Source organism: Lysinibacillus sp. GW821-FHT14F06, from assembly GCF_058803665.1.
The window spans coordinates 190,385-208,708 of record NZ_JBXAPF010000007.1; the positions used below are offsets into that span (position 1 = coordinate 190,385).

At 39.1% G+C, this 18,324-nt stretch carries 17 protein-coding genes, 2 pseudogenes and 1 riboswitch; of the genes and pseudogenes, 18 read left to right on the top strand and 1 reads right to left on the bottom strand.

The features are described 5' to 3' along the window. On the bottom strand, positions 1-274 hold a 274-nt coding region (locus AC1RNS_RS09215), incomplete at its 3' end, for a hypothetical protein (RefSeq protein ID WP_492992087.1). A gap of 476 nt (positions 275-750) precedes the next feature. On the opposite strand from AC1RNS_RS09215, the gene AC1RNS_RS09220 reads away from it, so the two are divergent. The 18 genes and pseudogenes from AC1RNS_RS09220 to AC1RNS_RS09305 all read left to right on the top strand — a co-directional run bounded on the left by AC1RNS_RS09220 (position 751) and on the right by AC1RNS_RS09305 (position 18,173). Then, positions 751-2,109, top strand: a complete 1,359-nt coding sequence (locus AC1RNS_RS09220) for an aspartate kinase (RefSeq protein ID WP_492992088.1) — start codon at positions 751-753, stop codon at positions 2,107-2,109. 93 nt (positions 2,110-2,202) lie between these two features. Next, a complete protein-coding gene (locus tag AC1RNS_RS09225; protein WP_427538205.1) occupies positions 2,203-2,385 on the top strand; it encodes a hypothetical protein in 183 nt (60 codons plus the stop codon). A 241-nt stretch (positions 2,386-2,626) separates the two neighbouring features. Beyond that, complete coding sequence (locus AC1RNS_RS09230; protein ID WP_492992090.1) at positions 2,627-3,310, top strand: adenosylcobinamide amidohydrolase; 684 nt, start codon at positions 2,627-2,629, stop codon at positions 3,308-3,310. Beyond that, the gene (cbiB, locus tag AC1RNS_RS09235; protein ID WP_492992091.1) at positions 3,307-4,263 is read left to right on the top strand and encodes an adenosylcobinamide-phosphate synthase CbiB; all 957 of its coding nucleotides are present in this window, start codon (positions 3,307-3,309) and stop codon (positions 4,261-4,263) included. The genes AC1RNS_RS09230 and cbiB overlap by 4 nt, the downstream gene beginning before the upstream one ends. After that, on the top strand, positions 4,250-5,329 hold the full coding sequence (locus tag AC1RNS_RS09240; RefSeq protein ID WP_492992092.1) for a pyridoxal phosphate-dependent aminotransferase: 1,080 nt from the start codon (positions 4,250-4,252) through the stop codon (positions 5,327-5,329). The genes cbiB and AC1RNS_RS09240 overlap by 14 nt, the downstream gene beginning before the upstream one ends. A gap of 11 nt (positions 5,330-5,340) precedes the next feature. Beyond that, on the top strand, positions 5,341-5,949 hold the full coding sequence (locus AC1RNS_RS09245; protein ID WP_492992094.1) for a histidine phosphatase family protein: 609 nt from the start codon (positions 5,341-5,343) through the stop codon (positions 5,947-5,949). A gap of 3 nt (positions 5,950-5,952) precedes the next feature. Then, complete coding sequence (locus AC1RNS_RS09250; RefSeq protein WP_492992095.1) at positions 5,953-6,537, top strand: bifunctional adenosylcobinamide kinase/adenosylcobinamide-phosphate guanylyltransferase; 585 nt, start codon at positions 5,953-5,955, stop codon at positions 6,535-6,537. Positions 6,538-6,570: 33 nt separating this feature from the next. Continuing rightward, a complete protein-coding gene (gene cobS, locus AC1RNS_RS09255) occupies positions 6,571-7,347 on the top strand; it encodes an adenosylcobinamide-GDP ribazoletransferase (RefSeq protein ID WP_492992097.1) in 777 nt (258 codons plus the stop codon). Then, on the top strand, positions 7,320-7,919 hold the full coding sequence (locus AC1RNS_RS09260) for a histidine phosphatase family protein (protein WP_492992099.1): 600 nt from the start codon (positions 7,320-7,322) through the stop codon (positions 7,917-7,919). The genes cobS and AC1RNS_RS09260 overlap by 28 nt, the downstream gene beginning before the upstream one ends. Next, on the top strand, positions 7,868-8,260 hold the full coding sequence (locus tag AC1RNS_RS09265) for a bifunctional adenosylcobinamide kinase/adenosylcobinamide-phosphate guanylyltransferase (protein ID WP_492992100.1): 393 nt from the start codon (positions 7,868-7,870) through the stop codon (positions 8,258-8,260). Before AC1RNS_RS09260 ends, AC1RNS_RS09265 begins: the two co-directional genes overlap by 52 nt. A 20-nt stretch (positions 8,261-8,280) precedes the next feature. After that, positions 8,281-8,775, top strand: coding sequence for an ECF transporter S component (locus AC1RNS_RS09270; protein WP_492992101.1), 495 nt, complete (start codon positions 8,281-8,283; stop codon positions 8,773-8,775). Further along, positions 8,772-9,455, top strand: a complete 684-nt coding sequence (locus AC1RNS_RS09275) for a hypothetical protein (RefSeq protein WP_492992102.1) — start codon at positions 8,772-8,774, stop codon at positions 9,453-9,455. The genes AC1RNS_RS09270 and AC1RNS_RS09275 overlap by 4 nt, the downstream gene beginning before the upstream one ends. Before the next feature lie 110 nt (positions 9,456-9,565). Next, positions 9,566-9,754, top strand: a riboswitch (cobalamin riboswitch). A 165-nt stretch (positions 9,755-9,919) separates the two neighbouring features. Next, positions 9,920-11,221 (top strand): annotated as a pseudogene (locus AC1RNS_RS09280) (ribonucleotide reductase barrel domain-containing protein); the annotation flags it as partial. A 141-nt stretch (positions 11,222-11,362) separates the two neighbouring features. Continuing rightward, the gene (locus tag AC1RNS_RS09285) at positions 11,363-12,091 is read left to right on the top strand and encodes a hypothetical protein (RefSeq protein WP_492992103.1); all 729 of its coding nucleotides are present in this window, start codon (positions 11,363-11,365) and stop codon (positions 12,089-12,091) included. A gap of 222 nt (positions 12,092-12,313) precedes the next feature. Next, positions 12,314-13,225: pseudogene (locus AC1RNS_RS09290) on the top strand (ribonucleotide reductase barrel domain-containing protein); the annotation flags it as partial. 12 nt (positions 13,226-13,237) lie between these two features. Further along, the gene (locus AC1RNS_RS09295; protein WP_492992104.1) at positions 13,238-14,278 is read left to right on the top strand and encodes a ribonucleotide-diphosphate reductase subunit beta; all 1,041 of its coding nucleotides are present in this window, start codon (positions 13,238-13,240) and stop codon (positions 14,276-14,278) included. Positions 14,279-14,631: 353 nt separating this feature from the next. After that, entirely contained in the window at positions 14,632-16,365 is a 1,734-nt protein-coding gene (locus tag AC1RNS_RS09300; RefSeq protein ID WP_492992106.1) for an ABC transporter ATP-binding protein, read from the top strand. After that, entirely contained in the window at positions 16,362-18,173 is a 1,812-nt protein-coding gene (locus AC1RNS_RS09305; RefSeq protein ID WP_492992107.1) for an ABC transporter ATP-binding protein, read from the top strand. Before AC1RNS_RS09300 ends, AC1RNS_RS09305 begins: the two co-directional genes overlap by 4 nt. The last annotated feature ends 151 nt before the right edge of the window (positions 18,174-18,324 follow it).

Below are 18,324 nucleotides of genomic sequence, written 5' to 3' on the forward strand. Positions count from 1 at the left end.
AAGAGTCGCTCAGGTCCCCGAGAAAACCGCTCGTGTAGCCCAAAGAATCGCTCACGTAAGCCAAAGAATCGCTCAGGTCCCCAAGAAAACTGCTCGTGTAGCCCAAAGAGTCGCTCAGGTCCCCGAAAAAACTGCTCGGGTAGCCCAAAGAGTCGCTCAGGTCCCCGAGAAAACCGCTCGGATAGCCCAAAGAACAGCTCAGGTCCCCAAAAAAACTGCTCGGGTAGCTCGAAGAATCGCTCAGGTCCCCGAGAAAACCGCTCGTGTAGCCCAAAGAACAGCTCAGTGTCCCTAGAAAACCTCTGCCAATGTTTAAAATAGCACAAACATCACTATTTTCTCTGCATATCATAATGAGGTAAGCGTTTTCTTTTATTTATAATAGAAGAAAGCCATTACATTTCTGTCAAAATGGGAACAAAATCAGGGGTAGAATCTTGCAAAAAATTTAGTAAAGCTATTACATGTCCTAATGACGATAATTTCCGAAAACTAGACGATTTAAGCTAATTCAGACAAAGATTTGTACGAATATATGAATTTCATAAAAAAAATTTGTAAAAACCTTAACTATTTCATATGAAATCCGTATAATAAATCAAACAGTGCGAAAATTGTCCATTTTCTATCGGTAAATTGCGTGAATTTTTTAAATTGTATTGACGTGAGGAACGATAATTTGTACACTGTGTACATTCAATTGTTTTTTGGAGGCATACAATTACTTTAAATAGTTAGGATTTGATAGATATGATCGTATGTAAATTTGGTGGAACATCTGTAGCAAGTGCAGAACAAATTCAAAAAGTAGCAAACATTGTAAAATCTAATCCGGCACGTAAAATCGTTGCCGTTTCAGCACCAGGGAAACGCTCTGGGGATGATATAAAAGTAACTGATTTATTAATTCATTTAGCAATGGCAGCCGTAAAAAATGAAGATACTGAAGAGAAAGTCCAAACTGTGGTCAACCGTTTTAAGGCAATTGCAGATGGTTTGGCATTAGATAATGCCATTTGTGACGTGATTGCGGAGGATTTACGTGAACGTGTACAGGGCGATAAATCCAATAAGGAATTATTTATTGATAGCATTAAAGCGGCAGGTGAAGACAATAATGCTAAGCTTATCGCAGCCTATTTCAATTCAATTGGTATGCCGGCACGATATGTAAGTCCAAAAGAGGGATTAGTGGTCAATGATTTACCAGAACGCACTTATGCATTACCTGAAGCATATATCAATTTAGCACCACTTAAAAACACAAAAGAAATTATTGTTTTCCCAGGTTTCTTCGGTTACACTAAAGCGGGCGTATTGCGTACATTTGACCGTGGTGGCTCTGATATTACAGGCTCTATTCTCGCAGCAGCTGTGGAAGCAGAGCTTTATGAAAACTTTACGGATGTGGATTGTGTGTTCTCTGCGAATCCGAAAGTCGTGAATGATCCAGTGGAAATTAAAGAAATTACGTATCGCGAAATGCGCGAATTATCCTATGCAGGCTTTTCCGTGTTCCATGATGAAGCGTTGATGCCTGTCTACAAGATTGGGGTGCCAGTTAACATAAAAAATACAAATAATCCATCAGCCCCAGGTACTCGTATCGTACCAAGCCGTCCTGCAACAGGTCGTCCAGTTACAGGTATCTCGGCAGACAGTGGCTTTTCAACTTTATATGTCTCTAAATATTTAATGAATCGTGAAGTAGGCTTTGGACGTAAGCTGCTACAAATTTTAGAGGATGAAAATATTTCATATGAACACACACCATCTGGTTTAGACGATATTTCTGTCATTATGCGTTCCAATCAATTAACACCAGACAATGAAGCACGCATTTTGACACGCGTGAAAAATGAATTGCAGGCAGATGATGTGCAAATGCGTCATGGCTTTTCAATGATTGTTATTGTGGGCGAAGGTATGCGAAACAATACAGGTTTAGCTGCACGTGCAGCTACGGCGATTTCCAAAACAGGTGCAAATATTGAGATGATTAATCAGGGTTCATCTGAAGTAAGTCTAGTTTTCGGTGTACTCCAAGAATTTGAAAACAAAATTTTACAAGCACTTTATGGAGAATTTTTTGCACATGTGCAAGCATAAGGAAATAAACACTAATCCTTACCTGGATTAGTGTTTTCTTTTTAGCTAGAATACGGTAAAATCGAGGACGTACATAGATAGGAGGGCTTTCTGTTGAAAAATTTATCATTTGGTATGCTGTTATCAGTGATTGGGATACTATTTGTTTGTCTAACAATCATGGATGTTTTACCATCCTCGACAAAAACTATGAAATTTGTCTATATCGGCATTGGTTGGATATTTATCATTGCTGGGTCCGTTATTCGTTTTAAAAATTTAAAACAAAGACAATGAGTCATATGAAGAAATTAAATTGTTTTAAAACATAAATTTATGATACAATTTCAAAGAAAATAAATAGTTTGAGTAGTATGAAGTTGTGATGCTGTACAAAAATTCAGAAGTTTCAAATTTGAAGTTATTTATTAATTTAAAAATGGACAGTACAAATTCTTCTTTGTAAGAATTTGTTTTTTTATGGCTGCAATCATCATAAATAATTGTACTAATTTTGAGTTTACTAGGAGGCGATATAATGCCCATACTTCGTAAGGAAGATATTCATATTTTCGAACATTATGTTGCTCTACAAGCAGCTTCACCGATGAAGGTCGTATCCTCAGCTATGCACAATCCAGGCTTTGGCTATTACACACATTTCATGAATCGATCAGTGCCATATACATATGATGAACGGATGCCACATTTGGAATTACAACAATTTTTACAAAATGAGGGCTTTCCAAATGATAACACAGTGGCAATGATGACTGCTGTCTATGCTAAATTTGCTACAATTCGGGAATTTACTGATGAAGGAATCCACCTAGTCATTATGATAACGGCTGGACTCGGCAATGCCGTAGATATTACGCGTGCCTATCATCGGCAGGAGCAGTATCATGCGGGTACAATTAATACTTGGGTCCTGATTAATGGAAAACTATCAGATGAGGCATTATTTCAGGCGATGATCTCTACAACAGAGGCAAAGGTTAAGGCCATTTTTGATGAAGGTATTATTGACCCTACAACTGGTACACAAGCTACTGGTACCTCAACAGATAGTTTGCTTATTGCCTCAACAGAGGAAGGGGAGTACCATCAATATGCGGGTCCAATTACGATGCTAGGCAAAGTTATAGGTCATGGTGTGTATACGACAATGCGAGAGGCAATTCAAAAATATAAAAAAGATAAAGAGGAGAATTCAAGATGATGGCATTGGTCATTGCCTGTATCATCGGGCTTGTTTTTGATTTATTAGTGGGTGATCCTCCTAAATTGCCTCATCCAGTTCGTTGGATTGGAAAGCTTATTCAATCTCAAACGGAATTATGGAATAAAGGGAAGATGAGAAAATTCCGTGGCATGGTCATGGCACTTGCTGTTGTGGGCACAACCATGTTTGTAGTGACAGCTATTCTATTAGTAAGCTACCAAATTAGCTTGCTATTGGGAATTATGGTGGAAGGGCTTCTTATTGGTATTGGACTGGCTCAGCGTAGCCTAAAGGATGCTGCAATGGCAGTATATGAACCTCTTGTTAGGGGGGATTTTGCAGAAGCTCGTGAGAAGCTATCTTGGATTGTTGGCCGTGATACCGATAATCTAGGTGAGGACGAGATTGTGCGTGGTGTCGTGGAAACCGTGTCAGAAAATACAAGTGATGGTGTAACAGCACCATTATTTTATGCTTTTTTATTTGGTGCCGTTGGCTTATGGGGCTATAAGGCTGTAAACACATTAGATTCGATGGTTGGCTATAAAAATGATAAATATAAAGACTTTGGCATGTTCTCTGCGAAGCTCGATGATGTTCTTAATTTTATTCCGAGTCGTATCACAGGCCTACTCATTGTATTGGGTACAAAAAATGAAACAGATGTATCCCTTAGAAAACGCCTAAAACGTTGGGCACAGGATGCAAAGAAGCATCCCAGCCCAAACAGTGGCTATTTAGAGGCAGCAACAGCTGTGCAATTAGGGGCACAGCTAGGTGGTAGAAACACCTACCAAGGGGTTGTTTCACACCGAGCAATTATGGGGGAAAAATTAATCCCCTTAACAAAGGAGCATATCGCAACATCTGTTGTACATATGAGAATAGCGACATTGCTCTTTACACTTGTTATGTTAGCAGTGGAGGTGTTAATATTTGCAATTACCTAATCATGGAGCGAATCCACAAAATGTCTATCGGCAATTAGGGCTCGTTATGCCAGAAGATGTCTATGATTTTAGCGAAAATGTTAATTCTGCAGGGCCACCGCCATTTGTGGAGGCACGCTGGCGAACATTTTATCCGCTTATTCAACGATATCCTGATCCAGATGGTGAGCCATTCCTTACAAAGGTTGCAGCTTTTCATCATGTGATAAAAGATTCTATTTTACTTGGTAATGGGGCATCTGAGCTTTTTACTGTATTGGCTAGACGCTATGCTTGTAAGCGTGTTATCATCGTTCATCCAACTTTCTCTGAATATGAACGAACATTGCAAGCAGTTGGCGCAAATATTGTGCCGATTATCGTAGAGGATATTGTTCAATATGCATTACCGATGGAGAAACTAAAGCGAGAAATGGTAAATGCAGATGCTCTTTATATTTGTACGCCCAATAATCCGACAGGTGTGCTACCTCAAAAAGTAGAGCTAGAACAGTTAATTATTCATGGAGCAAACGTAAATTGTGAGCTTGTTATTGATGAAGCCTTTATAGACTGGGTGGATGAGGGGTACTCTTTAATCGGACACGTAGCGAAAAACCCTCATGTGCTTGTTGTACGTTCGATGACAAAAATGTATGCTATTCCAGGGTTGCGATTGGGCTATTTAGTTGCGGACCCAGCTGTTGTAGGAGAGCTAAAGGGTATGCTTGCCCATTGGAATTTAAATGCCTTTGCACTTGTTATAGGCGCAGGCTGTTTAGATGAACAACACTATTGTCAGCAAGCTATTACCTATGCAAGGAACCAGCGAGAAACATTACAATGTTATTTACAAGAAAATGGTTGTCAGGTAACAAACAGTGTAACCAATTATATATGTTTTGCATTACCTAAACATCAGTCAGCAGATGCCTTTTTTACGTATTGTTTATCGAAGGGTGTTGTACTGCGTCATACTAAAAATTTTCTAGGATTAAATGGCGAATGGTTCCGAATTGGTATAAAAGATATTACGGCTATGACTTATTTACATAACTGTTTGCAGACTTGGTTTAAAGCAAATTAGGAGTGAGAAGAGTGACAACATTTTATCTAGTAAGACATGGTGAAACGATGTGGAATAAGGAGCATCGTTTACAGGGGTGGTTAGATTCACCATTAACCGAAGTGGGTGTTTTACATGCAGAAAAGCTACAAAAATATTTAAAGAATATATCTATTGCTGCAGCATTTAGTAGTTCAAGTGGCCGGGCAATGGAGACGCTGCATATTCTTGTTGGTGATCGCCAGCTCCCAACATTTTATGAAAACGATTTACGAGAAATTTATTTAGGAGACTGGCAGGGTAAAACGGTTGAGGATATTCTAAAAACACACTGCTCAGAGTATGAATTATATACGAAATCCCCTGCTCAATTCGTTGCTACTCATACTGAAAGCTTTGATGCAGTGACAGAACGGGCAATGTTTACCCTTAAGAAAATTGCAGAAAAATATCCACAAGAAAATGTCTTAATTGTTTCTCATGCTGTCACAATTAAATGCATTATTAATGCCATTTTAGAACGCAGTATAAATCAGCTATGGGCAGAGCCGTTTATCAATGGTACAAGTGTTACAATAATTGAACATGTTGAACAGCAATGGCATGTGAAAGAGATAGGTACCATTAATCATCTGCAATAGGAGGTGTTTACATTGCCATTGATTTTCATAACTGGTGGAGTACGCAGTGGTAAATCCCATTTTGCAGAAAAAACGGCGATAGAGCATTATCAGACGAAAGCGGTGCAAGCATTGCGCCTTATTTATATTGCGTCTGGAATTGCACTGGATCGTGAAATGGAGAAACGAATACAACGTCATCAGGCTGATAGACGGACTCATCGTATCCATTGGCTGACTATTGAAGCCCCATATAAGATGGTAGCTTCGCTCCAAAGTCTAAGGGATGGTGATGTTGTATTATGGGATTGCGTCACAACATGGCTAACAAATGCATTCTATGAGGGCTTTGATAAAGGAAAGCCGTGTGTAGACCAACCAGGCTGCTTAGAGGAGAAGCTAAGTGATTTAAAAATAGCTGTAAAAGCATTACTTGATAAAAAGATCACGCTTATAGTTGTATCCAATGAATTATTTGATGAGCCTCCATATCTTAATGAGGAGGTAGAATTATACCGACAAATGCTAGGGAATTTACATCAATGGTTTGTTTCGGTGGCAGATGAAGCCTATGAAATAAATTATAGTATCGTAAAAAAATGGAAATAATGTTCTTAAACTAAAATGAAGGAAGGCAAAACGATGAAAAATTTCTGGCATAGTCTATTACTTGCATTTCAATTTTTTACGGTTTTGCCAGTACATAAAGAATTATCTTTAACAAAAGGAACTGTTACAGGGATGTTCGCCTTTTTACCATGGGTAGGTGCATTAATGGGTACTGCAACAGCGGCAGTGATCTATAGCTTAACGGAATGGACGGCGAGCAGTGAGATATTACTGTCCTTTGTGATTATTGGACTATTCGCTTTATTCACTGGGGGTTTACATTTAGACGGTTTTATTGATATGGGAGATGCCTATTTTTCGTATCGGGATCGTGAGAAGCGGCTTGAAATTTTGGATGATCCGCGTGTGGGTGCATTTGGTGTACTTTCTGTGTTATTTTTAGTGCTTGGAAAATTTGTGATACTGCATGAATTATTCGTACAGCATAAGTTCGCACTCTGGATGCTTATTTTTGTTCCATTATTAACGAGAGTAGGAATGAGCTTTTATTTTATGTCACTGAAATGTTCAAAAGAAAAAGGGCTTGCCTACTTTTTTAAATCCCATATTAAGCAACATGTACTAGTTGGTTTCATGCTTGTCTCATTAATTGTAGCCTATACAATCATCTTCCTTATTGTAGGCTTTACATTTGTACCAATAGTGCTTCTAGCGGTTTTAGCTATGGCTCTTGTGGTTTTTCGGCAATTTACACTACGCAACTTTGGCGGCGTTTCTGGTGATTTACTTGGCGCTTCCATTGAGGGAATGGAGGTTGTATTGTGGGTAACACTGTTATTGTGCGTTTAATGAGGCATGCACCAACAAAAGAAAATTTGGAAAAGCGTTATCTTGGCTGGACGGACTCATCATTAGCTGATACATCTAGACTACCAATAGTAGATAAAAATGCTATGAAAGTATATGGCAGTGATTTACGACGTTGTAGAGAAACGGCTGCTCATTATTTTCCGAATGCTGCTTACATAGCTGATTGGCGATTTCGAGAGTCCAATTTTGGGGAGTTTGAAGGAAAAACATATGAGGAGTTAAAATCTGATCGTCGGTATTGTGCATGGTTAGATGATCCTGTTTCGTCTCCTCCACCGAATGGGGAAGGCTTTGCTGCATTTTGTCAACGTGTGAAGGATGGTTTTTCTGCACTACCAAAGGATGAAGATGACTATTATGTTGTCGCACATGGTGGCGTTATTCGAGCATTGCTTGTAGAATTTGCCCCAATGGAGCAGTCCTTTTGGTCGTACAATGTACCACATGATAAATTGTTTACCTTAACATTTTCAAGGAAAGCTTGGGAGGAGGGAAATAGATGCATGTCTTTATCGGAGGCGCCTATAATGGAAAAACCGACTATGTTATGACATTGCTTGGAGATCAAGAGGTGGTGTTAGTTGATGGTTATCTGCCTAAATCTATCCCTGTGTGTGATGTATTAGTTATAAAAGGCTTGGAAAAGTGGCTTGTTACACAAAATCTTGAGGAGGATGAGAATCTTGTCAAAACCATGTTAACAAGACTACAGGCTCTAGAAGAAAATAGGACATTGTATATCGTAGTTACTGATATGGGGCGCGGGGTTGTGCCGATGGAAAAGCAGACAAGATTACTACGTGATACTTGTGGGCGCTTGTATCAAGCTTTATTTGCTAAAGCAGAACGTGTCGTGCGCATTTGGTACGGTATCGCAGAGCAAATTAAATAAGACAGAAAAGAGGAAATGGAATGAATCGACAAAGATTGACGAAGTTGACGTTCACTGCTATGGTAGCTGCCATTTGTGCTGTTGGAGCGATGATTAAAATTCCAGCAATTATATCGACTGCTGCGTTGGACTCTGCCCCTGCATTTTTAAGTGTCGTATTTTTATCGCCAGTATTCGCAGGAGTTGCAGGGGGCATTGGGCATTTTATTACAGCCTTAACGACTGGATTCCCATTCGGACCATTACATATAATTATCGCAGCAGAAATGTTTATCGTTGTCTGGATTTTTGGAATGATGCATAAAAAAGGTATGCATTTCTGGAAATGGCCTGTGGCACTTTTTTTTAATGGTGTGGTAGCACCATTACCATTTTACTTTATTATAAGTCCAGCATTCTATTGGGCGTCGCTAACTAGTCTTCCGTTGGCAACTCTTATTAATCTAGTTATTGTTGCAATTGTCATGCCAATACTCTCTAAGGTGTTTCTACGTAAGGACGGGCGAGTACATTGAGAAATGCAGTTAACATAGGTGGGCTTATTGCAACTACAGATAATGCTGCAGCAATTGGTGAAAAGCCACAAGATATTGTGTCCGCTTCAAATAAACTCACGGCTTACTTTACAGCACGTGTTACCTTTTTAGAGCAGCTTACAGCAAATGCTTTACCTAAGCATATTATATTAGCAAATTTTTCTGGAGATACTGCATGGTCTAGTTATGTAGCTGGCATACAGCAGGTTTTTGAGGAGGCTGGTCTAATATGCCCGCAGATAGATGGTAGTACGGAATCCAATATGCCAACTTTACAATCGGCTTTATCAGTTACAATGCTTGGCGAGCCGCAAAAACGTACATCCAATGAACTTGAGCATCTTTGTTGGTATACGTATGGACTGCCACTTGTAGGAAACGAAGTCCTTGCGCAGCCCGAGGATGTTGCACAGCTTCAAGCTATTTATCGTGCATGGAATGAGGATATCGTTCAGCAAGTTTGGCCAGTCGGATCAAAGGGCCTGCAAGCAGAATTTACTCGACTTTTTGGCAGCATACATGTTGAAAGTGACTTAAATATTGAGAAAAGTGCTGGGCCTAGTACAGTGGTATTACTTGGGATACATTCAGAAAAAGAGCAACTGGCACAAAAAATTTTTTCTAGAAATTTTGAAAAACTACGTAAAACTGCATTGTAATTGGGCTTGCTTCGAGAAAAAGTAACGCTTTAAAACTTGCAAGGGGCGAAACACCTATTGCAACACTAAACACAATATGTTAGATTTGTTTAGGAGTTAAAACACAATATATAGTATTTTGGACAAGCGGTACCAATATGGTTTAAAAGGGAATTCGGAGCAAGAGTCATCTTTAGCCGAAGCTGTCCCCGCAACTGTAAGTGCTGACAAATGATCAAGAGGCCACTGTTTTAAAACGGGAAGGTGATTATTTGAAAGAGGCATGAGCCAGGAGACCTGCCGCATTGTTCAAGACAGCAACACATTCTTCGGGGGTTGAGAAGTGGAGGCGAGAGATTTGCACACTTCTTTGTGTGCCTGTCCTTCATTTCCATTTCTGATTTTACAGCGATCATGTAACCGATAAGATGTTGCATGATCGCTTTTTGTGTTGTCTGGAGATAGAAAAGGAGAGAATATGTACAATGACAATTCAAATCGAGCAGCAAATGACTAAGTTAATGAAAAGCTACACGGAAGATGAGCTTGAAAGCTTTGTCAGGTTATCGGATCGTTGGCTGCGAAAAAATGATAATGCCACATTTGAGGCATGGGCAGATGCAATGATTCTTCAAACACTTAGTCTGATTGACGAGGAGGAGCCATACTGGACATTTGTAGCCGCGCACATCTATTTAGAAAAATTATACGATCAATTTGCGATGCGCCGTGGTGTTTCACCAAAGGATGTTTATCAGGTTTTCCCAGCACAATTAGCACGTTATACAGAAGCTGGCTTGTATCATAAAAGCTTAACAACAAAATATAGTGAGCATGAGCTTCAGGAATTAGCAAGCTATTTAGAGCCTAGCCGAGATGAGTTGTTTACGTATATTGGCTTAAAGACATTAATGGATCGCTATGTGGTGCGTGATTATACTAAAACACCAGTAGAGCTTCCACAAGAACGCTGGATGGTCATCGCCATGACATTAATGCAGGATGAAACAGAAAATCGTCTTGAAAAAGTTCGAGAAGCTTACTGGGCGATGAGTAATTTATATATGACAGTGGCAACACCCACATTATCAAACGCAGGGAAGACACATGGTCAGCTGTCGAGTTGTTTTATTGATACAGTGGATGACAGCTTACAAAGTATTTACGATACGAATACAGATGTGGCAACACTTTCTAAATACGGCGGTGGTATCGGTGTATATATGGGCAAAATCCGTAGCCGCGGCTCGTCCATTAAAGGCTTCAAGGGTGCCTCAAGTGGGGTACTACCATGGATTAAGCAATTAAATAACACAGCCGTCTCTGTTGATCAGCTAGGCCAACGTCAAGGGGCCATCGCTGTCTATTTAGATGTTTGGCATAAGGATGTTTTTACATTTTTAGATTTACGTTTAAATAATGGGGATGAGCGTTTACGTGCGCATGATATTTTCACAGGACTGTGCTTACCAGATGTATTTATGGAAGCAGTGGAAGCACGTGAAGATTGGCACTTATTTGACCCACACGAAGTACGTGAGGTGATGGGCTTCTCATTAGAGGATTTCTATGATGAAACGAAAGGCAATGGATCCTTCCGAACGAAATATGCCGAATGTATCGCTAACCCATTATTAAGCCGTGAAGTCGTCCCTGCCATCGATATTATGAAGCGAATTATGCGCTCACAGTTAGAAACAGGCGTACCTTTCATGTTCTATCGAGATGAAGTGAACCGCATGAATCCGAATAAGCATGAAGGAATGATTTATAGTTCAAATTTGTGTTAATTGTAGCACCTTCAATCAGAAATGATTGTCGAAAACTCCGTTAAACGGGGAAAGTCACTCAGTGATAACCCACCGTGCTAAATCTTTTGATTAAATATTTGGAGTTTTATACAACAGAACAAATATTCGTTTTTAGGAGTGGTTGTTATTTCTAAAGAATATGGGTTCATTTATGTAACGACAAATAAAATAAATGGTAAAAAGTATATTGGAAAATGTATATATGGTCGCGTAAATAACTGGGAAAATTATTTAGGATCAGGAGTATATTTGAAAAGAGCCATTAAAAAATATGGTAAAGAAAATTTTGAGAGAAAAATTATTTGTAATGCTTATTCCGAGGAAGAATTAAATGAATTGGAAGAATATTATTTGAATTATTTTGATGTTGTCAACTCTACTGAATATTACAACATTAAGATTACGTCAATTGGTGGAGATATCTTTACTTTTCATCCAAATAAAGAGGCAATTAGGAAACAGAGAGTTAAGCAAATGACTGGTGAAGGCAATCATCAATTTGGAAAACCTAAAACGAATAAAATGATTGAATCAGTGAAAAAAGCCAACTCAAAACATATCATCATTGATGATGTTCATTATGAATCTGTGACATCTGCTTCAGATCAATTAAAAATAGGAATTAGTACAATCAATTACAGACTAAATTCAGATAATTTTCCAGCGTATAAACGAGTAATGCCGAAAAAGGAACTTAAAATTAATGGCTACCCTTGCAAAGTGGGAAATCAAGTATTTGATTCCATAACAGAAGCTGCTAAGCATTATGGTATTTCAACACATGCAATGAGATACAGAATGAATTCTCAAAATTTCCCTGACCATATTTTACTAAATCAAAAGTAAAAGCCTAACGACTATCGAAAGCATAGCTCATTGAAAAATATGAGTGAAGAAGCGAGTAGAGTACCCCTCAAGCGAGGCCCACTAAAGGGATAATTCATAAAGGGAAAAGCGGAGCATCCTACAGGTAGAGCTGAGGATGATGATATAGTCTCCTCTGCATAGTGATATGCAGCAGTTCTTAAAGGAACGGATTAGGTTTAGCGAACCTAGTTGAAGAAAAGGACCGAAATATTCCAAAATATGTCACCCACTGAATTTGAATCCATCACACTAGAAGATGATGTCATCGTGACTCGTCGCAAGCCTGGAGATTTTGTGGTTTGTAACTTGTCCTCTATTAATCTAGGAAAAGCTGTACCTGCCAATGTATTAGAACGTTTAATTCCAATTCAAGTACGTATGTTAGATAACGTTATTGCCTTAAATACTATTCCTGTGAAGCAAGCAGAACGCACAAACTTACGCTATCGTGGTATTGGGCTTGGCACATTTGGCTGGCACCATCTATTAGCGCTGAAGGAAATACAGTGGGAATCTGAAGAAGCGGTAGAATTTGCGGACAAGCTATATGAAGAAATTGCCTACTTAACGATTCGTGCTTCTACCGCATTAGCAAGTGAAAAAGGCGCATATCCTTTATTTGAAGGTTCTGATTGGCAAACTGGTGCCTACTTTGAAAAGCGTGACTATAACAGTGACAAGTGGAATGCTTTACGTGAGGCTGTGGCGAAAGAAGGTATGCGCAATGGCTATGTTATGGCGGTTGCTCCAAATTCATCAACATCAATTTTAGCGGGCAGTACAGCAACGATTGATCCGATTTTCCAAAAGAGCTATTCAGAAGAGAAAAAGGATTACAAAATTCCAGTCACAGTGCCTGATTTATCACCAGTAACAACTTGGTACTATAAATCTGCCTATTTCATCGATCAAAATTGGACAATTAAGCAAAATGCAGCACGTGCACGCCATATCGACCAAGGCATTTCACTTAATTTATATGTACAAAATACGATTAAGGCGAAGGATTTGCTTGCACTGCATATGAATGCTTGGGCCAGTGGTGTGAAAACGACCTATTATGTACGCTCAACATCTGTAGAATTATTAGAATGTGAGTCTTGTGCAAGCTAGGAGGATAAAATAATGACAACAATTACGAAACGACAAATTATGGATAAAGAGGCACCGAACCGTTCCACAGGGATAGTAAACGGCCGTTCCTCCAATATTTTAAATTGGGATGATGTGCGCTTTAGCTGGGCCTATCCGAAATATAAAAAAATGCTAGGCAACTTCTGGACACCCTTTGAAATTAATATGAGCAATGATGTCAAGCATTTTCCAGAGCTTACAAAAGATGAGCAAGAATCATTTTTGAAAATTATTGGACTATTAGCCCTTTTAGATAGTGTTCAAACTGATTTTGCAGGCAAAGTTGCCGACTATTTAACGGATTCAAGCTTAAATGCCCTGATGATTATTTTGGCACAGCAGGAGGTTATTCATAACCATTCCTATTCATATGTACTATCCAGTCTAGTCAACAAAGACGAGCAGGATCGAACATTTGATTTTTGGCGAACAGAACCCGTTCTTGAACGCCGTAATGATTTTGTCATTAAGGGCTACCGTGCTTTTTCAGAAGAACCAACAGTTGAAAATATGTTAGAAGCGATTGTCTATGATGTTATTTTAGAAGGACTATTTTTCTATTCGGGCTTTGCATTCTTCTATCATTTAGCACGTAATCAAAAAATGGTTGCAACGTCCACGATGATTAATTATATTAATCGTGACGAGCAACTCCATGTCGATTTATTTGTGAAAATTTATCAGGAGCTATTAGAGGAATATCCAGAATACGATACACCTGAGCGCAATGCTCGTGTACAGGATATCTTCCGAGAAGCAGTTCAGCTTGAAATTGATTGGGCCAATGAGGTCATTGGTGATAAAATTGAGGGCCTTGATGTGGAGGATGTTCACGATTATGTGCATTTCTATGCCAATGTACGCTGTAATCAGCTCGGTGTTGATCGTCCGTTTGAGGGCTATCGTAAGAACCCATTAAAATGGATTAAGGCGTATGAAGATGTGGATTTAGGCAAAACGGATTTCTTTGAGCAACGATCCCGTCAATATGTAAAAGTTAATGTAGAAGATAATGGCTTTGATGATTTATAAAATGAAACCACGTGAGCAATAGCTTGCGTGGCTTTTTTAGGTAGAGATTAGGTTGATATTGACGTTTTGTATACTTTTGTATACAATTGTGTGCAGAAAGAAGCTCTTATTAGTCTGAAGTTGAATGAAAGAGCGGTTGATTGCCACCCAAGCAAAGCAGCGGCGATCGGATAGTAGGAGAGGCTAACGATTAGACAGTGAATCAATTATACATAGGGATATACGGCTAGAACTAAACTTCTGGTTGATTGTACACTACATCAATACGTGACTCGAAAATTTCTATCAATTGGGTATGGATTTTTAGTTATAATGAAAAACGAATGATTTAACAGAGGAACGGAGACGAAGGAATGCAGGCAATTAAACAATTAGGGGGCTATTTAGGACCCTATAAATTTTTTACATTGATTGCACCACTACTGATGGTGCTTGAGGTAACAATGGATTTACTTCAGCCCACAATTATGCAGCATATGATTGATACAGGCATTGCTAATGGCGATAATCCATATGTGCTGAAAATGTTCATATGGATGCTAATAAGTGCGGTCCTTGGACTTTTTGGAGGAATTGGTTGTTCATATTATAGTTCAAAGGCAGCGATTCATTTTGCTTCTGATGTTCGCCAGTCATTGTATGAGAAAATAATGACTTATTCAGCAAAGGAACGTGATAATTTCACAACAGGAAAGCTTATTACGATATTAACGAGTGATGTGGAAAGTATTCAACGTGCGTTTATGATGACGTTGCGTATTTTTGTGCGTGGGCCACTGCTATTTATTGGTGCAGTTATTATTGTCTTTGTAACTGCTCGCGAGCTATTTTCCATACTGCTGATTATTGTACCAATTTTAATCATAGCCATGTACTTTTTTACGAAATATTCAGGTGTGCTATATCGCAGAGTGCAAGAGGCAATTGATGGTGTGAATACAAAGCTACAGGAAAATTTAGCAGGAATTCGTGTTATCAAAGCCTTTCGTCGTGAAACACAGCAAATTGAACAATTTAGTAAACATAATGATGCATTGACACAGCGTTTTATTACAGCCGAGCAAATTGTTGGTGTGCTTGTACCCTTTACTATGTTTGTGGTCAACCTTGGCATTGTCGCAGCACTTTGGCTTGGGGCACTTAAAGTAGAGGCAGGAACATTACAGGTAGGGGTTATACTAGCTTTCATCAATTATTTAACAATCATCTTGAATGGCTTGATGTCCTCAAGCATGGTGCTGATGCAAATTGCCCGTGCAATTCCTTCTGGCGAACGCATCATAGATGTTTTAAATAAGGAAGTTACAGTGAAGGAAGCAGAAAATGCAATTGCTACTGCAATCCATGGTGCAATTGATTTTCAAAATGTCAGCTATCGTTATTATGATACAGCTGAGGATGTCCTCAAAAACATTACCTTTTCCGTGAAACCAGGGCAAACAATTGGTCTCATCGGCAAAACGGGAAGTGGAAAATCCACACTAGTAAAACTTTTACCTCGTTTATTCGACCCTACTAGTGGTGAAATACGCTTGGATGGAAAGCCGCTAAAGGCGTATGCATTGTCAACTTTACGTGAGCATATTGGTTTTACATCCCAAAAAGCATTGCTGTTCTCAGGCGAGATTGAGAAAAATATCCGTGTAGGAAAGGAAAATGCCACATCTGTGGAAATACAAAAAGCATTGGATGCAGCGTGTGCCACTGAATTTGTGGAACGACTTGGTCAAGGCATCGCACACAAATTATCACAGGGTGCAACGAATCTTTCTGGTGGACAAAAGCAACGACTAGCCTTAAGCCGTGCGCTTATCAGGCGACCAGCTATATTAGTGCTGGATGATACAACATCCGCATTGGATAGTGCCTCCGAAAAACATGTACAACAAGCCATTCATGAACACTATCAACATACCACAACATTTATCGTCGCCTCAAAAATCGCTTCGATTCAGCAGGCAGATGTCATTCTTGTGTTAGAAGATGGTGAAATTGTTGGGCAAGGCACACATCAACAATTATTACAGAGTAATAAAACCTATCAAGCAATCTATGCTTCACAGCAAAAGGCTGGTGAACAATTATGAGTCAAAGTCAACCAAAGCAAATGAATTTTGGACGTGGTCCTCGTATGGGTGGTCCAGTGGAAAAGGCTAAAAATCAAAGGGTCACAATATACCGTGTATGGGAATATGTGAAGCAGCAAAAAATAGGACTGTATTTCTCTATATTTTTTGTCATCGCCTCTACGTTTTTAAGCTTAGTAGGCCCATATATGATTGGACATATCGTTGATGACTATATTATGAAAAAGGACGTTGCTGGAACGATTCGTCTTGGCATTGTCTTAGCCGTCATTTTTACAATCGCTTCTATTTTTACCTGGCTACAAACATACGTTATGATTCATGTAGCGATGAAAACCATCCGTTCATTACGAATGGAATTATTTAGAAAAATTCAAACACTCACACTTAGATTTTTTGATCAGCGTGCACTTGGTGATTTAATGAGCCGTGTCACGAATGATATTGATAATTTAAATACGGCCCTTGCACAAAGTGTGACCCAAATTGTTTCATCCGTTTTAACAGTGATTGGTGTCAGCATTGCGATGTTTTCTCTTAGCTGGCAGTTAGCCATTGTCACATTAATTATTATTCCTCTGATTGTTTTTACGACAAAGCAAATTGTGAAACGAAGCAGTAAAAACTATGCAGCGCGTCAACGTGATTTAGGCAAGCTTAATGGCTATATTGAGGAAATGATTACAGGGGCGGAAGTTGTCACACTTTTTGGGAAAGAAAAGCAAACAATTGACACATTCCATCAACAAAATGAAGATTTACGCAACTCGGCACAGCGAGCAGAAATTACGTCAGGTCTGCTTGGTCCAATTAATAACTTTATGAATAACCTGGGTCTAGCGGTTGTCATTGGCACAGGGGCATTTTTATCGGTGCAAGGAATTGTTTCAGTTGGTATCATTGCGGCATTTGTCACGTATACACGCCAATTTTTCCGTCCGCTAAATCAGTTGTCCAATCTATTGAATACCTTTCAATCAGCAATTGCAGGAGCAGAGCGTGTTTTTGAAATTTTAGATGAACCATCAGAGGTAGCAGATAAACCAAATGCAATTGATATCCAATCTTTAAAAGGAGATGTGATATTTCAACATGTGTCCTTTAGTTATTTACCAGGGAAGCCCGTTCTAAAAAATATAGGCTTTCATGCTAAAGCTGGTGACACTATAGCACTAGTTGGACCTACAGGATCAGGAAAAACGACTATTATCAATTTACTTACACGCTTTTATGATGTAGATAGTGGTGAAATTTTGATTGATGGTCAAAATATTGAGAATTATAAAATGGCCACAATTCGTCAAAGAGTAGGGGTCGTTCTGCAGGACACGTATTTATTTTCTGGGACTATTCGGGAAAATATTCGTTTTGGTAAGCTAGATGCAACAGACGCAGAGGTAGAGGAAGCGGCAAAAATAGCCAATGCTCATAATTTTATTAAATATTTACCAGCTCAGTATGATACACCAGTACATGCGGGAGGCGCAAATTTAAGTCAGGGACAACGTCAATTACTTGCTATTGCCCGGGCAATTTTGGAAAATGCAGATATTTTAATTTTAGATGAAGCGACATCCAGCGTCGATACGCAAACAGAGGTCGATATTCAAAAGGGCTTACAACATTTAATGCAGGGACGCACGAGCTTTGTAATTGCACATCGTTTAAAAACCATCGAGAGTGCTGATCAAATTCTCGTAATTCAGCAGGGAGAAATTGTCGAGCAGGGAAATCATCAGCAGCTAATGCAATATCATGGTATTTATCGTAATCTCCAACAAAAACTTTTACTAGAGCAAGTAGAGTAAAGTATCACAGTGGAATTTTATCTTCATTCAACAGATGTTTTTGTACCGAAATAGAAGCGTCAGGTTCAGAATACATTCACCACTATAGATATCAAGATGAATGCGGTTTATTCCTATTCAACAGGCGTATAAATTGCCACTGAATCAATAT

Excerpts from the sequence above, each read along its gene's own strand:
- AC1RNS_RS09220 (WP_492992088.1), top strand. The coding sequence starts at position 751 with ATGATCGTATGTAAATTTGGTGGAACATCTGTAGCAAGTGCAGAACAA.
- AC1RNS_RS09230 (WP_492992090.1), top strand. The coding sequence starts at position 2,627 with ATGCCCATACTTCGTAAGGAAGATATTCATATTTTCGAACATTATGTT.
- cbiB (WP_492992091.1), top strand. The coding sequence starts at position 3,307 with ATGATGGCATTGGTCATTGCCTGTATCATCGGGCTTGTTTTTGATTTA.
- cobS (WP_492992097.1), top strand. The coding sequence starts at position 6,571 with ATGAAAAATTTCTGGCATAGTCTATTACTTGCATTTCAATTTTTTACG.
- AC1RNS_RS09265 (WP_492992100.1), top strand. The coding sequence starts at position 7,868 with ATGCATGTCTTTATCGGAGGCGCCTATAATGGAAAAACCGACTATGTT.
- AC1RNS_RS09270 (WP_492992101.1), top strand. The coding sequence starts at position 8,281 with ATGAATCGACAAAGATTGACGAAGTTGACGTTCACTGCTATGGTAGCT.
- AC1RNS_RS09295 (WP_492992104.1), top strand. The coding sequence starts at position 13,238 with ATGACAACAATTACGAAACGACAAATTATGGATAAAGAGGCACCGAAC.
- AC1RNS_RS09300 (WP_492992106.1), top strand. The coding sequence starts at position 14,632 with ATGCAGGCAATTAAACAATTAGGGGGCTATTTAGGACCCTATAAATTT.
- AC1RNS_RS09305 (WP_492992107.1), top strand. The coding sequence starts at position 16,362 with ATGAGTCAAAGTCAACCAAAGCAAATGAATTTTGGACGTGGTCCTCGT.